Here is a 13,530-nt window from a genome sequence, read left to right as displayed (position 1 = left end):
GGGGCTTGGAGCCGTTCGGGGACTCCACTGCCCTCGTATTCATGGACCCTAACGCGCGGGTCCCTTCGGGGAATCCCGGGAATGGGGGTGTTCGCCGGGGGCGTAGCGCTCCGCCGATCACCGGGTCCGGATTCGTGGTGGGTGGCTGGGGTCGTCGCCGGGCCGCGGGTGGTGTGCGGCCGGTCGCGCGGTTCCCCGCGCCCCGTGGCGTGGCCACCGCGCCCGGGATGCGGAACGGGCCCCTGGGAAAGTCCCCAGGGGCCCGTTCTACGTGCGTCAGAGGTGCCGCGGGGCTACTCAGCCCTCGGTCTTCTCCTCGGCGGCGGACTCGGCGGTCTCGGCCTCCGTGGCCTCGTCCTCCTCGTCGTCCAGGTCGATGACCTCGCCGTTGGTGTCCTTCACCGTGGCCGCCTCGACGACCAGGGCCAGGGCCTTGCCGCGGGCGACCTCGCCGACCAGCAGCGGAACCTGGCCGCCCTCGACGACGGCCTGGGCGAACTGGTCGGGCGACATGCCGGAGGAGGCGGCGCGGCGCATGAGGTGCTCGGTGAGCTCCTCCTGGTTGACGTTGAGCTTCTCCCGCTTGACGAGCTCGTCCAGCACGAACTGGGTCTTGATGCCCTTGACCGCGGCCTCGCGGGTCTCGGTCTCGAACTCCTCGGCGGTCTTGCCCTGGATCTCCAGGTACTTGTCGAGGTTCAGGCCCATCTGGCCGAGCTGGTGGTGCTCGAGGTTGTGCTTACGGGTGTTGACCTCGTCCTCGAGGAGCTTCTCGGGGACCGGCACCTCGACGAGCTCCAGCAGCTTGTCCAGGACGCGCTCCTGGGCCTGCGTGGCCTGGTCGAACTGCTTCATGTCGGCGAGGCGCTTGCGGCTGTCCGCCTTCAGCTCCTCCAGGGTGTCGAACTCGGAGGCGAGCTGCGCGAAGTCGTCGTCCAGCTCGGGCAGTTCGCGCTTGGCGACCTGAGTGACCTTGACGGTGACCTCGGCCTCCTTGCCGGCCGCGGAGCCGCCCTTCAGCTCGGAGGTGAAGGTGGCCTCCTCGCCCGCGGACAGGCCCTTGACGGCGTCGTCGATGCCGTCGAGCAGCTCGCCGGAGCCGATCGTGTAGGACACGCCGTTCGCGACGCCGTCCTCGAGGACCTCGCCCTCGACCTTGGCCTCCAGGTCGACGGTCACGACGTCGCCGTCCTCGGCGGCGCGCTCCACCGGGGTGGTGGAGGCGAAGCGCTCACGCAGCTGCTCCACGGACTTCTCGACGTCCTCGTCGGTCACCTCGACGGCGTCGACCTCGACCTCGATGGACGAGAAGTCCTCGGGGAGCTCCAGGGCGGGACGGATGTCGACCTCGGCGGTGAAGTTCAGCGTCTCGCCGTCCTTCAGCTCCGTGATGTCGACCTCCGGCTGGCCCAGCACGGAGAGCTCGGCCTCGTTGACCGCCTCCGTGTAGAACTTGGGAAGCGCGTCGTTGACGGCTTCCTCCAGCACGGCGCCGCGACCGAACCGCTGGTCGATGACCCGGGCCGGGATCTTGCCCTTACGGAAGCCCTTCACCGTGACCTGCTGGTTGATCTTCTTGTACGCCGCGTCGAGGCTGTCCTTGAGCTCCTCGAAGGGCACCTCGACAGTGAGCCGAACCCGAGTCGGGTTCAGGGTCTCCACGGCGCTCTTCACGGTTCGGTCTCCTTGTGGCTGACTTCTCGGTTTCTGCCGGGGCCAGAACGGCTCCGGCGGATTTCGCCGCCCGGAGGACTGCAGTGTGAGACACACGGGCGACCAGCTTGCATAGTAACCGCAGCCGCTGAACGGCCCAAAAGGCGATCACCCGCTCGTCCCCCGGGTGATCGGCAGATTCCCGGGCGGCCGATCGGAACGGATGATCGTCCCGGGGTCCTGCTGGTGGTCGGGGTGGCGGGATTTGAACCCACGGCCTTCCGCTCCCAAAGCGGACGCGCTACCAAGCTGCGCCACACCCCGTCTGGTGCGACACGTAGGGTACATGCCCGCAGGCGGTACGGCCGCCGCAATGACGGGGGCGGGCGGGGGCGCCGGGAGCGCTTCGGCGCGCCGGGAGGCCCACGCGCCGCAGGGAGTGTGCGACGAGGGGGGCCGACCCGCTACGATGCCTTGCAGTGCCGCGGCCCGACCGGTCTGCGGCGCGCGTGTGCGGGCGTAGCTCAATGGTAGAGCCCCAGTCTTCCAAACTGGCTACGCGGGTTCGATTCCCGTCGCCCGCTCTTGTACGGCTCAGGCCCAGGTGAGGCGGGGTTTCCCGCTCCCTGGGCCTGCGTCGTCCGCGCAGATCAGTCCTCGTAGCCGTGCTCGGCGAGGATCTTGTCGATGCGGGTGCGGTGGGCCTCCTGCCAGGCGTCGAGGGACTGGGCGGCCTCCTCGGCCAGCCGGGTCCGGGCGGCCCGCAGCACCTCCTCCCGGCGTGCGCCGGGGACGACCACGACGCCCTCCTCGTCGGCGACCACGATGTCACCGGGGTGCACCTCGACACCGCCGCAGCGCACCGGCACGTTCAGCGGCTCGACGGCCTTCTTGGTGCCGGGGATGGGGATGACCCCGCGGGCGAAGACGGGGAAGCCCAGCTGCCGCGCCTCGGCGACGTCGCGGATGACGCCGTCGAGGACGAAGCCGGCGATGCCCCGGCGCCGGGCGACGGCGCAGACGTTGCCGCCGGCCAGGGCGTGGTCGACGTCGCCGGACTCGACGACGACGACCGATCCGGGCGCGGCGCGGTGGATCGCGGCGTGCAGCATGAGGTTGTCGCCGGGGCGGCACCGCACGGTGAACGCCGGGCCGGCCAGGCGCGGCATCGGGTCCCACAGGGGCCGTACGCCGATGTCCATGACCTGTTCCCGTCCGACGAGGTCGGCGAGGGTGGTCGCGGGGATGTCCGGGAAGCCGGTGGCGGTGTCGGTCATCCGGTCAGGCTGCCCAGAAGTATCTCGATGTCAAGACAGTTTCCCGGGCTCCGGCACACCGGCCCCTCAGAAGCTGATCGAGTTGATCGTTTCCGCTATCGAGTTCAGGAAGCGGTTGATCGAGGGGGCCATCCCGGTGGAGGCCAGGAAGAACCCGAAGAGGATGGCGACGATGGCGGGCCCGGCCTTGATCGAGCCTCCACGGATCAGCACCACCAGGATCACCGCCAACAGCAGCACCACAGACAGTGAAATGGCCACAACAGATCACACCCTCGGTCGGTCCGCTCTCCCGGCCCGGGGGTGCTACCCCGTAGACCCCCGTCGGGAACCATCGTGCCACCAACCGCACGGTCCGGTGCGGTGCGTGACACACCGTCGGCCGGACCGGCGAGTGGGCGAACAGCCGTGCGCAGCCTGCCCATATGGGGCAGTTTGAGAGTAATTATCCAGGACATTTCTGGCTGTTGGTGTGGCGCTGCAACCCGGTTAGGGTGCCTCGAATGGTCAAGCAGCGCGACTCCTTCTTCGACAACGCCAAATACCTGGCCATCGTGCTCGTCGCGATCGGGCACACCTGGGCGCAGATGATGGACGACAGCCGCGCGGTGGAGAGCGCGTACCGGGTCGTGTACACGTTCCACATGCCGGCGTTCGTCGTCATCTCCGGCTACTTCTCGCGGAGTTTCGACCTGCGCCCGGACCGGCTGCGGCGGCTGGTCACCGGTGTCCTCGTGCCGTATGTCGTCTTCGAGACCGGGTACGAACTGTTCAAGGACGTCGCCGACCGCCCGGACCCCGAGATCAGCCTGCTGGACCCCAGCTATCTGATGTGGTTCCTCGCCGCCCTGTTCATCTGGCGGCTCACCACCCCCCTGTGGAAGGTGCTGCGCAGTCCGCTGCCGGCGGCCGTCGCCGTCGCCATGCTGGCGAGCGTCAGCCCCAGCATCGGCACGGACTTCGACCTCCAGCGCGTTCTGCAGTTCCTGCCGTACTTCGTGCTCGGCCTGTGTCTGAGGCCCGAGCACTTCCTCGCGGTGCGCCGCCGCTCGGTGCGGATCGCGGCGGTGCCGGTCGGCGCGGCGGCGTTCGCCGTCGCCTGGTGGTCGGTGCCGCGGATGAACGGCGGCTGGTTCTACCGCCAGTCGGCCGCGCAGGACCTCGGGGCCCCCTGGTGGTGCGGGCCGGTGATGACGCTGGCGTCGATCGGCTGCGCCCTGGCGCTGACGGCCTGCTTCTTCGCCTGGGTGCCGGGCCGCCGGCTGTGGTGCACGGCCCTCGGCGCGGGCACCATCACCGGCTATCTGCTGCACGGCTTCCTGGTGAAGTTCGCCGAGTACCGCGGCTGGTTCGGCGCGCCCTGGGTGCACAGCCCGCTCGGCGCGGTCGCGGTGACCGTCCTCGCGGCCGCCGCCGTCACCCTGCTGTGCACCCCGCCGGTGCGGCGGGCCCTGCGGTGCGTGACCGAGCCGAGGATGGCGTGGGCGTTCCGGCCGGACCCCGCCGCCGAGGCCCGGGCGCGCGAGCAGGCGCCCGCAGCGCGCGAGCCGGTGCCCGCCCGAGTGAACGCCTAGGCCGGCTCCGGCAGTCCGAGCAGGGCGCGCATGCGGGCGTACTTCTCCCTCAGGCGGCCCCGGGTCGCCGGGTCCAGGGCGGCGAGGCGCGCCGGGGCGGCGTTGTGCGCCAGGTCCGCCTCCTTCACCAGCAGCGCGCCGTCGGTGGCGAGGATGCGCCCGGCGTACTCCTGCGGGGACTCCCCCGGCCGTTTGGTCAGGGCGCGCACGATGTCCTTCGTACGGTCGCTCAGCGCGGCCCCGGCCAGCCACCGCGCGGAGAGCGCGTCGTCCTCGACGGCGTCGTGCAGCCAGGCCGCCGCGATCTGCTCCGGGTCACCGCCACGCGCCCGCACGCCCTCGGCGACGGCGTGCAGGTGCTCGGCGTAGGGCCGGCCCGCCTTGTCTCGCTGACCGGCGTGGGCGGCGCGGGCGAGGGCTTCGACTTCCGAGAGGGTCAGCAACGAATCCTCCGGTGCGGTGGGTGACGTCAGGGCGCAGCGGGCATCGACGACGCCGTCGGCCCCTCGCGGCAGATCAGCAGCAGGGCCCGGTCGTCGTTGACGTCCTTGGCGACCGCCTCGATCAGATGCCAGGCGGCGCCCTGGAAGCCGGCGGCGACATAGCGGTCGGCCTCGCCGGTGAGCCGGTCGATGCCCTCGACGATGTCCCGGTCGGAGGTCTCCACCAGGCCGTCGGTGAACAGCATCAGCACGTCACCGGGGCGCAGCGAACCCTTCACCGGGTCGAACTGGGCGCCGTCGTACACGCCCAGCAGCGGGCCCTCGGCGGCCTTCTCCTCCCAGCGGCCGCTGCCCGCGCTCAGCTGGAGGCCCGGCGGGTGGCCCGCGGAGTACAGCTCGTAGTCGCCGGAGTCCAGGTCGAGGACGAGGTGGATGGAGGTGGCGAAGCCCTCGTCCCAGTCCTGGCGCAGCAGATAGCCGTTGGCGGCCGGGAGGAAGGCGTGCGGGGGCAGGGAGCCCAGCAGCCCGCCGAACGCGCCCGACAGCAGCAGGGCGCGCGAGCCGGCGTCCATGCCCTTGCCGGAGACGTCGGTGAGCACGACTTCCAGGGTGCGGCCGCCGTTGGTGCGGGCCGCGACCACGAAGTCGCCGGAGAAGGACTGGCCGCCGGCCGGACGCAGCGCCATCTCCTGGTGCCAGCCGCGGGGCAGGGAGGGCAACTTGCTCTGCACCCGGATGCGTTCGCGCAGGTCGAACAGCATGGTGCCGCCGCGCCGCCAGGGCACGCCGACCCGACTGCGGAACTGGGCGATCAGCAGCCCGACGAACCCGCACGCGGCGACCACCAGCACCACACCGGGGGTGACCCGGCTCGGGCCCTCGGTGTACGGGCCGAGCCACACGGATTCCACGATCAGGGCGGTGGCCGCGGCCGCGTACAGGCCGAGCAGGCTCGCCGGGCGCAGCAGCAGGCCACCCACGACGATCGGCAGGACCAGCGCGGCCGGCGAGAACCAGACGGAGTTGGCGAGGGTGAGTGCGGCGATGAGCGGGATGGTGAGGAAGAGGCCGGCCAGCGCGACCCAGTCCGAGCCGTCCCCGCGGAAGTAGTCGACGGCGGCCCGGCGCACGCCGACACGGACCCGGTGCCACTGCATCTTCCACCGGGCCGTGAACGTCTCGGCCGCCGTGCGCCGCTGTCGTCGTACTGCCATTGGTTGGGGACCCTATCCATCGGGCCGGACGCTTGGCACGGGAGGTCCCACTTGTCCCCCGTCCGAGGCCCCTTTTCTCAAGGGGTTCTCAGTGAACGGCACACGGGCGGCGCGTGTGACGCAGAGGGAGAAATTCCCTCGCTGGTCCTGCTGTGGCCCTGATAGGCATGGTTCATGGTGACTGTGGCGAGCGAGACGACGGGCTCCGCGAGCGAGCTGCGGGTGCTGCGCCCTGGCGAGTGGGAGCAGTGGTACGACACCCTGCTGCGCGCCTTCGGCGGGATGCCGGAGCCGGACGAGGAGCGGGCGCTGTGGCAGGAGCTCACCGAGTACGACCGCTTCCTCGGCGCCTGGGAGGGGGACGCGGTGGTGGGGACGGCGGGGGCGTTCTCCTTCCGGCTGACCGTGCCGGGCGGTACGGCGGTGCCCGCGGCCGGCGTCACGGCGGTCGGCGTGGCCGCCACGCACCGGCGGCGCGGGGTGCTGACGTCGATGATGCGGCGGCAGCTGGACGACGTACGGCGGTGGGGGGAGCCGCTGGCGGTGCTCACCGCGTCCGAGCCCGGGATCTACGGCCGGTTCGGGTACGGCGCCGCGAGCTACCAGCTGGCCGCCGATATCGACACCGCGCGGGTGTCGCTGTCCGTGCCGGACGGCACGGACGACGTGCGGCTGCGGTATGCCGAGCCGGGTGACGTGGTGCGCGAGTGCGAGGCGGTGTACGCCCGGCTGGTGCCCGAGCGGCCCGGGATGCTGGCGCGGCACCGGCCGGCCTGGGAGCGGGTCGGACTGCTGGACCCGGAGAGCGGGCGGGACGGGGCGTCACCGCTGCAGTGCGTGCTCGCCGAACGCGGCGGTGAGGTCGTGGGGTTCGCGCGCTACCGGGTCAAGCTGGGCTGGGGGCCGAGCGGGCACGACGGCACGGTGATCCTGAAGGAGCTGTACGGACTGGATCCGGCGGCGCAGGCCGCGCTGTGGCGGTTCCTGTACGGCATCGACCTGACGTCGACGCTGGTGGTGCGGGGGCGGCCGGTGGACGAGGCGTGGCTGTACCAGGTGTCGGACATCCGGCGCTGTCTGCTGAGCAAGCGGGACCAGTACTACGTGCGGCTGGTGGACGTCGGGGCGGCGCTGGCCGCGCGGACGTATCAGGCGCCGGTCGACGTCGTGCTGGAGGTGTCGGACGGCTTCTGCCCCTGGAACGCCGGGCGTTGGCGGCTGAGCGGGGACGCCAAGGGCGCGTCCTGCGAGCGGACCACGGACCCGGCCGACCTCGCCCTGTCGGTGCGGGAGCTGGGAGCGGCGTACCTCGGGGGCGTGCCGCTCACGGCGCTGGCGGCGGCCGGCCGGGTGCGGGAGCTGCGGGGCGGGGCGCTGACGGAGGCGTCGGTGGCGTTCGGGTCGGCGGTGGCGCCGTGGCTGCCGCACGGGTTCTAGGACAGAACACCTGGGGCGCCTCAGGGCTTTTGGCAGGTGGGGCACCAGAAGAGGTTGCGGGCGGCGAGGTCGGCGGTGCGGATCTGCGTGCCGCAGAGGTGGCAGGGCTGCGGCGCGCGGCGGTAGACGTAGACCTCGCCGCCGTGGTCGTCCACGCGGGGCGGGCGGCCCATCGCCTCCGGGGTGTGCTCGGGGCGGACCGTGTCGATGCGGTTGTGGCGGACGCCCTCGCGCATCAGCGCGACGAGGTCGGTCCAGATCGCCTGCCACTGGGCGGGGGTGATGTCCCGGCCCGGCCGGTACGGGTCGATGCCGTGCCGGAAGAGGACCTCGGCGCGGTAGACGTTGCCGACGCCCGCGATGACCTTCTGGTCCATGAGCAGCGCGGCGACGGTGGTGCGGCTGCGGGAGATCTTCCGGTACGCCGCGTCCGGGTCGGCGTCGTCGCGCAGCGGGTCGGGGCCGAGGCGGGCGTGTACGGCCTGCTTCTCGGTGTCCGTGATCAGGGCGCAGGTGGTGGGGCCGCGCAGGTCGACGTACGCGGTGTCGTTCGTCAGGCGCAGGCGGACGGTGTCGGTCGGCGGGGGCGCGAGGGCGTCACCGAAGGTCACCTTGCCGAAGAGGCCGAGGTGGATGTGCACGTGGTCGCTGTCGCGGAAGCGCAGGAAGAGGTGCTTGCCGTGGGCCTCGGTGGCGGTGAGGACGGAGCCGGTCAGGAGGTCGGCGGCGTCGGAGAACTTGCCCTGGGGGCTGGTGACGCGCGGCGCCGTGCCCAGGAAGCGGGCGGCGTAGTCCTGCGCCAGCCGGTGGATCGTGTGCCCCTCTGGCACGACTGCCGTCTCCTCTCGTGACCGTCCCGGGGCTCCGCCCAGGACCCCGTGGGTCCGGGGCGGGGCCCCCTCGGCCCGGCTACTGCTGCGGGTGGTGGGCCGGAATCGGCGGCAGGTCGCCCGTCGTCTCGTAGGACGACAGCATGTCGATGCGGCGGATGTGGCGCTCGTCGCCGGAGAACGGGGTGTTCAGGAAGATCTCGACGAACTTCGTCGCCTCCTCCTGCGTGTGCATGCGGGCGCCGACCGCGACGACGTTGGCGTCGTTGTGCTGACGGCCGAGCGCCGCCGTCTCCTCGCTCCAGGCGAGGGCCGCACGCACGCCCTCGACCTTGTTCGCGGCGATCTGCTCGCCGTTGCCGGAGCCGCCGATCACGATGCCGAGGGAGCCGGTGTCCGCCGCGGTGCGCTCGGCGGCGCGCAGGCAGAAGGGCGGGTAGTCGTCCTGGGCGTCGTAGATGTGCGGGCCGCAGTCGACGGGGTCGTGACCCGCCGCCTTCAGCCATTCGACGAGGTGGTTCTTGAGTTCGAAGCCGGCATGGTCCGAGCCGAGATACACGCGCATGGGACGAGTGTGACATGCGCGGGCGCGGGCGGCAGGGCGGGGTGGAGGCCCGGAAGGGGTGCACCGAGCGTAGGGACGAGACTACGGAACCTCAGGAAAACCTCAAGTAACAATCCGGATTCAAAGGTTCCCGAATTCCGTCACCTCGGATTCACTGGTCCGGCTCGTACACCGCTCCGTACGGGAGATGGATCACAACAAGATCACGCGGCGCAAAGGAATTCCGTCCCAATGACCTCGCAGCCGTCCATGACGCAGGCCGGACACGGCCAGAAAAGCCCCGGTGCCCCCGGCGATCCCGGATCGGGGCTCCAGGCAGGACTCAAGAACCGTCATCTTTCGATGATCGCCATCGGCGGTGTCATCGGCGCCGGGCTCTTCGTGGGCTCCAGCACCGGTATCGCCACCGCCGGACCCGGCATCCTCCTCTCCTACGCGCTCGTCGGCACGCTCGTGGTGCTGGTGATGCGCATGCTGGGTGAGATGTCGGCCGCCAACCCGACCTCCGGGTCGTTCTCGGCCCACGCCGACCGCGCGCTCGGCCCCTGGGCCGGGTTCTCCATCGGCTGGCTCTACTGGTTCTTCTGGGTCGTGGTGCTCGCGGTCGAGGCGACCGCCGGTGCCAAGATCCTCGAAGGCTGGATCCCGGCCGTGCCCCAGTGGGGCTGGGCCCTGATCGTGATGGTGGTGCTCACCGCCACCAACCTCGTCTCCGTCGGCTCCTACGGCGAGTTCGAGTTCTGGTTCGCCGGCATCAAGGTCGTCGCGATCGGCGCGTTCATCGTGATCGGCGGACTCGCCGTCTTCGGTGTGCTGCCCGGCGCGCACAGCGACCAGGCGGGCCTGTCCAATCTGACCGCGCACGGCGGCTTCCTGCCCAACGGGCCCGGCGCGATCCTCACCGGTGTGCTGCTCGTCGTCTTCTCCTTCATGGGCAGCGAGATCGCCACCCTCGCGGCCGGTGAGTCGGAGGACCCGCAGCGGGCCGTCACCAAGTCGACGAACAGCATCATCTGGCGCATCGGCGTCTTCTACCTCGGGTCGATCCTCGTCGTCGTCTGTCTGCTGCCCTGGGACAGCAAGGCGATCGCCGAGAAGGGCTCGTACGTCGCCGCGCTGGACTCGCTCGGCATCGCGCACGCCGGTCAGATCATGAACTTCATCGTGCTGACCTCGGTGCTGTCCTGTCTCAACTCCGGCCTGTACACCGCCTCCCGCATGGCCTTCTCGCTCGGTCAGCGCGGCGACGCCCCGAAGGCCTTCGCCCGGACCACCCCGCGGGGCGTGCCGCAGACGGCGATCCTGGTGTCGGTGGCGTTCGGCTTCGTCGCGGTGTTCTTCAACTACAAGTTCCCGGACACCGTCTTCCTCTTCCTGCTGAACTCCTCCGGTGCGGTCGCGCTGTTCGTGTGGCTCGCCATCTGCTTCTCGCAGCTGCGCATGCGGAAGATCATTCAGGCGGAGGCGCCGGAGAAGCTCGTCGTGAAGATGTGGCTGTACCCGTATCTGACCTGGGCGTCGGCCGCGCTGATCGTCTTCGTGCTGGGCTACATGCTCACCGACACCGAGCACGACGGTCGCGAGACCGTGCTGCTGTCGCTGGGCGTCGCGGCGGTCGTACTCGTCCTCGCCTTCGTCAAGCAGAAGGTGGCGGGCGACCGGCGGGCCGCCGTGGCCGCGCAGGCCACGTCCGGGGCCGCCGAGCCGGTCTCCTCCGACACGCGCGGATAATCTGACGGCAGCTGTCAGGTTATGCGGCCAGCATCGGCCGTATGGACTTCACGGACCTCGGCGCCGATCCGGCGCAGCTGCCCTTCCTCAGGCCCGGCGACCCCGCCTATGACGCGGAGGTCGCCGGGTTCCAGACCGGATTCACCCAACGGCCGGACCTGATCGTCGCCGCCTCGAGCGCCGACGACGTGGTCGCGGCCGTTCGGCTTGCCGCCGCCCGGGATCTTCCGGTGCGGGTGCAGGCCACCGGGCACGGGCTGCCCGGAGCCGTGGAGGGCGGGGTGCTCGTCACCACCTCGCGCATGGACCGGGTCGAGGTCGACACGGCGGCCCGCAGCGTGCGGGTGCAGGCCGGGGCGCGGTGGGGGCAGGTCGTGGCGGCCGCCGCCCCGTACGGGCTGGCGCCGCTCAACGGCTCGGCACCGTCCGTCGGTGTCGTCGGGTACATCCTGGGCGGCGGACTGGGCATCCTGGCCCGGCAGTTCGGATACGCCGCCGACCACGTGCGCTCCCTCGACGTCGTCACCGGCGACGGCGCCCTGCGCCATGTCACGCCCGGGGACGAGCTGTACTGGGGTCTGCTCGGCGGGGGGCACGGCCTGGGCGTCGTCACCGGGCTGGAGATCGGCCTCGTGCCCGTGCGCACCCTGTACGGCGGCGCACTCGCCTTCGACGGGCGCCAGGTGGACCCGGCGGCGGCACTGCGCGCGTACGAGGCGTGGACGCGGACCGTGCCGCCCACGCTGACCTCGTCCTTCGCCGCCGTACCGTATCCGGATCTGCCGGCGCTGCCGCCGCGGTTGCGGGGGCGGTACGTGGTGTCGGTGCGGGTGGCGTACACCGGGGAGGAGGGCGAACGGCTCGTCGCGCCGCTGCGGGAGATCGGGCCGGCGCTGTCCGACTCGCTGCGCGTGATGCCGTACGCCGACAGTCACACCATCCACAGCGACCCGGATTTTCCGCACGCCTACTACGGGGACAGCGCGGTGCTGCGCGAGCTGGACGTGGCCGCGGCCGCGGAGGTGCTGGCGCGTACCGGTCCGGACACCGGCGGGCCCATGTGTGTCGTGCAGATCAACCAGCTCGGCGGCGCGCTCGCCGCGCCCGCGCCGAACGCCGTCCCGTGGCGCGAAGGGCGCTTCCTGGTACGGCTGTTGTCCGTCGGCGAGCGTCAGGCCGCCCGCGCGGTGCTCGACCCGGCCTTCGCTCTGCTCGCACCGCACACCCTCGGCCGCTCGGCGAGCTTCGCCTTCGGCGCCGGCGACCGCACACAGGGCCTGCACGACGCCGGGACGACGAAGAGGCTCGCCGTGCTGCGGTCGGCCTACGACCCGGCGAGCCTCTTGCGGAACTGATCGGCGGAGCGGTCAGTCCCGGTTGGCGAACTTCCAGGCCGTGGGCAGGACGCCCATCGCCAGGGCCGCCTTCAGGGCGTCGCCGAGCAGGAACGGAGTGAGACCCGCCGCGATCGCCTGGGACAGGGACAGGTGGGCGGCCAGGGCCAGGTAGGGCACGCCGACGGCGTAGATGACCGCCTCGCCCAGCAGCATCGCGCCGGCCGTGCGCCACACGCCCCGGTCGGCACCGCGGCGGGCCAGCGCGCCGACCACGGTGGAGGCGAGCAGCATGCCGAGGACGTACCCGAAGGACGGCATGCTCGCGCCCGACGCGCCCTGGGCGAACCACGGCACGCCCGCCATGCCGGCCAGCGCGTACAGCGCGAGCGCGAGGAAGCCGCGGCCGGCGCCGAGGGAGGTGCCGACGAGCAGGGCGGCGAAGGTCTGGCCGGTGACCGGGACCGGGGAGCCGGGCACCGGGACGGAGATCTGGGCCGCGAGGCCGGTGAGCGCGGCGCCGCCGAGCACGAGGGCCGCGTCGCGGACGCGGGAGGCCGGCAGCAGGTCGGCGAGGACCTGCCCGGTACGGGCGGGAGTGGCGGCAGCGGTGCTCATGTGGACTCCGCGGAGGTCGGGGCGGCTTGGGACACCGTGACGCTATCCCAGCGTGCTCGAGCCGATCACCATCAGCGCTCGACAAAGGCCGGGACGGCCTCTTGGTGGGCTTCGGACAACACGCGGTGACGACACGCCTGCTGACGTGACACCGGTCACGCAGGCCGTGGCGTCTTCCTCACCCAGACCCGGCCGGGCGGTCCTGTGGGATCCCGCCAAACGCCTTCGGGTGCCCTGGCCCGATCGCGCGGTCAGGGCCTGCCCTTCCAGCCATGGTTGCCCAGACCCGGTACTTCTCGTCGCGCCGCCATGCCGACCTGCGGCGCGTGGGCGCGGCCATGTGTCACCGCGCGGTGTGAGGCGGCGGGAGCGGCGGCTCCGGGCGCGCCTCCTGACGAGGACACCCGACGGCACCGACGGCCCCCTCCCCCGAGGAAGCGCATCGCCATGCCCCGTACCGCGGCACCTCGGCATTCCTCCGCCACTTCGGCGACCTGAGCACCGCCCACCCGACGGTCGGCGCCGTCGAGGACGCCCCGAACGTGCTGCCCGTGGACAGCGAGCGGGGCCGCGCCGACCACTGGCACACGGACGTCACCTTCGTGCTGAACCCGCCGCAGATCACCGGCCTGCGCTCGCTCGCCGTCCGCCGTACGGCGGGGAGACGCTGATCGCCGACGCGGCCGCCGCCTACCGCGACCTGCCCGAGCCGCCGCGCCGCCTCGCCGACGGCCTGTGGGCCGAGCACACCAACGACTACGACTACGCCGTACCGCGGGCAAGGAGAGCTCGTCGATCGAGGGCGGCGCCGCGCACTGCACACCCCCGTGGCGGCGTAACCGGGGTATCACCCT

The 13,530-nt window shown here is 71.8% G+C and carries 12 protein-coding genes, 2 tRNA genes and 1 pseudogene; 6 read left to right on the top strand and 9 right to left on the bottom strand.

Annotation, left to right across the window (positions count from 1 at the left end; genetic code table 11):
* Window positions 1–297: 297 nt before the first annotated feature.
* Both tig and ACF1GV_RS01775 read right to left on the bottom strand, forming a co-directional pair.
* Window positions 298–1,674, bottom strand: a complete 1,377-nt coding sequence (gene tig, locus ACF1GV_RS01780; protein WP_391676909.1) for a trigger factor — start codon at window positions 1,672–1,674, stop codon at window positions 298–300.
* Between the two features lie 226 nt (window positions 1,675–1,900).
* Window positions 1,901–1,977: transfer RNA gene (locus ACF1GV_RS01775), tRNA-Pro, on the bottom strand.
* 189 nt (window positions 1,978–2,166) lie between these two features.
* On the opposite strand from ACF1GV_RS01775, the gene ACF1GV_RS01770 reads away from it, so the two are divergent.
* Window positions 2,167–2,237 (top strand) — tRNA-Gly (locus ACF1GV_RS01770).
* A 66-nt stretch (window positions 2,238–2,303) separates the two neighbouring features.
* Here ACF1GV_RS01770 and ACF1GV_RS01765 read toward each other — a convergent pair.
* The gene (locus ACF1GV_RS01765; RefSeq protein WP_391676908.1) at window positions 2,304–2,930 is read right to left on the bottom strand and encodes an RraA family protein; all 627 of its coding nucleotides are present in this window, start codon (window positions 2,928–2,930) and stop codon (window positions 2,304–2,306) included.
* 66 nt (window positions 2,931–2,996) lie between these two features.
* On the bottom strand, window positions 2,997–3,191 hold the full coding sequence (locus tag ACF1GV_RS01760; RefSeq protein ID WP_363264753.1) for a hypothetical protein: 195 nt from the start codon (window positions 3,189–3,191) through the stop codon (window positions 2,997–2,999).
* A gap of 242 nt (window positions 3,192–3,433) precedes the next feature.
* Between ACF1GV_RS01760 and ACF1GV_RS01755 the strand changes: the two genes are divergently transcribed.
* Window positions 3,434–4,504 carry an acyltransferase family protein gene (locus ACF1GV_RS01755; RefSeq protein ID WP_391676906.1) on the top strand — a complete coding sequence of 357 codons (1,071 nt, stop codon included), beginning with the start codon at window positions 3,434–3,436 and terminating at the stop codon, window positions 4,502–4,504.
* On the opposite strand, the gene ACF1GV_RS01750 is transcribed toward ACF1GV_RS01755, so the two are convergent.
* Window positions 4,501–4,947 (bottom strand): HD domain-containing protein, encoded by a 447-nt coding sequence (locus tag ACF1GV_RS01750; RefSeq protein WP_391676904.1) that lies wholly within the window; start codon window positions 4,945–4,947, stop codon window positions 4,501–4,503. The genes ACF1GV_RS01755 and ACF1GV_RS01750 overlap by 4 nt on opposite strands.
* 26 nt (window positions 4,948–4,973) lie before the next feature.
* Window positions 4,974–6,161 carry a PP2C family protein-serine/threonine phosphatase gene (locus ACF1GV_RS01745; RefSeq protein WP_363264756.1) on the bottom strand — a complete coding sequence of 396 codons (1,188 nt, stop codon included), beginning with the start codon at window positions 6,159–6,161 and terminating at the stop codon, window positions 4,974–4,976.
* A gap of 174 nt (window positions 6,162–6,335) precedes the next feature.
* Here ACF1GV_RS01745 and ACF1GV_RS01740 point away from each other — a divergent pair, with 174 nt between their 5' ends.
* Window positions 6,336–7,598 carry a GNAT family N-acetyltransferase gene (locus tag ACF1GV_RS01740; protein WP_391676903.1) on the top strand — a complete coding sequence of 421 codons (1,263 nt, stop codon included), beginning with the start codon at window positions 6,336–6,338 and terminating at the stop codon, window positions 7,596–7,598.
* A gap of 20 nt (window positions 7,599–7,618) precedes the next feature.
* Here ACF1GV_RS01740 and ACF1GV_RS01735 read toward each other — a convergent pair whose 3' ends face one another.
* Both ACF1GV_RS01735 and ACF1GV_RS01730 read right to left on the bottom strand, forming a co-directional pair.
* On the bottom strand, window positions 7,619–8,428 hold the full coding sequence (locus ACF1GV_RS01735) for an Fpg/Nei family DNA glycosylase (protein WP_391676902.1): 810 nt from the start codon (window positions 8,426–8,428) through the stop codon (window positions 7,619–7,621).
* Window positions 8,429–8,507: 79 nt separating this feature from the next.
* Window positions 8,508–8,993 carry a ribose-5-phosphate isomerase gene (locus tag ACF1GV_RS01730; RefSeq protein WP_391676900.1) on the bottom strand — a complete coding sequence of 162 codons (486 nt, stop codon included), beginning with the start codon at window positions 8,991–8,993 and terminating at the stop codon, window positions 8,508–8,510.
* Window positions 8,994–9,224: 231 nt separating this feature from the next.
* Between ACF1GV_RS01730 and ACF1GV_RS01725 the strand changes: the two genes are divergently transcribed.
* Both ACF1GV_RS01725 and ACF1GV_RS01720 read left to right on the top strand, forming a co-directional pair.
* Window positions 9,225–10,724, top strand: coding sequence for an amino acid permease (locus tag ACF1GV_RS01725; protein ID WP_391676899.1), 1,500 nt, complete (start codon window positions 9,225–9,227; stop codon window positions 10,722–10,724).
* A 41-nt stretch (window positions 10,725–10,765) separates the two neighbouring features.
* Window positions 10,766–12,079 (top strand): FAD-binding oxidoreductase, encoded by a 1,314-nt coding sequence (locus ACF1GV_RS01720; RefSeq protein WP_391676897.1) that lies wholly within the window; start codon window positions 10,766–10,768, stop codon window positions 12,077–12,079.
* Window positions 12,080–12,091: 12 nt separating this feature from the next.
* On the opposite strand, the gene ACF1GV_RS01715 is transcribed toward ACF1GV_RS01720, so the two are convergent.
* Window positions 12,092–12,676 (bottom strand): biotin transporter BioY, encoded by a 585-nt coding sequence (locus ACF1GV_RS01715; protein WP_391676895.1) that lies wholly within the window; start codon window positions 12,674–12,676, stop codon window positions 12,092–12,094.
* Window positions 12,677–13,137: 461 nt separating this feature from the next.
* On the opposite strand from ACF1GV_RS01715, the pseudogene ACF1GV_RS01710 reads away from it, so the two are divergent.
* A pseudogene (locus tag ACF1GV_RS01710) lies at window positions 13,138–13,502 on the top strand (TauD/TfdA dioxygenase family protein); the annotation flags it as partial.
* Window positions 13,503–13,530 lie beyond the last annotated feature (28 nt).

Source organism: Streptomyces sp. NPDC014006, from assembly GCF_043088925.1.
Classification (GTDB): Bacteria; Actinomycetota; Actinomycetes; order Streptomycetales; family Streptomycetaceae; genus Streptomyces.
This window is presented reverse-complemented; position numbering and strand designations above follow the sequence as displayed.

Bases quoted from the DNA above. Each gene is read 5' to 3' on its own strand.
- ACF1GV_RS01755 (WP_391676906.1), top strand. From the start codon at position 3,434: ATGGTCAAGCAGCGCGACTCCTTCTTCGACAACGCCAAATACCTGGCC.
- ACF1GV_RS01720 (WP_391676897.1), top strand. From the start codon at position 10,766: ATGGACTTCACGGACCTCGGCGCCGATCCGGCGCAGCTGCCCTTCCTC.
- ACF1GV_RS01725 (WP_391676899.1), top strand. From the start codon at position 9,225: ATGACCTCGCAGCCGTCCATGACGCAGGCCGGACACGGCCAGAAAAGC.
- ACF1GV_RS01740 (WP_391676903.1), top strand. From the start codon at position 6,336: ATGGTGACTGTGGCGAGCGAGACGACGGGCTCCGCGAGCGAGCTGCGG.
- ACF1GV_RS01745 (WP_363264756.1), bottom strand. From the start codon at position 6,161: ATGGCAGTACGACGACAGCGGCGCACGGCGGCCGAGACGTTCACGGCC.
- ACF1GV_RS01730 (WP_391676900.1), bottom strand. From the start codon at position 8,993: ATGCGCGTGTATCTCGGCTCGGACCATGCCGGCTTCGAACTCAAGAAC.
- ACF1GV_RS01715 (WP_391676895.1), bottom strand. From the start codon at position 12,676: ATGAGCACCGCTGCCGCCACTCCCGCCCGTACCGGGCAGGTCCTCGCC.
- ACF1GV_RS01765 (WP_391676908.1), bottom strand. From the start codon at position 2,930: ATGACCGACACCGCCACCGGCTTCCCGGACATCCCCGCGACCACCCTC.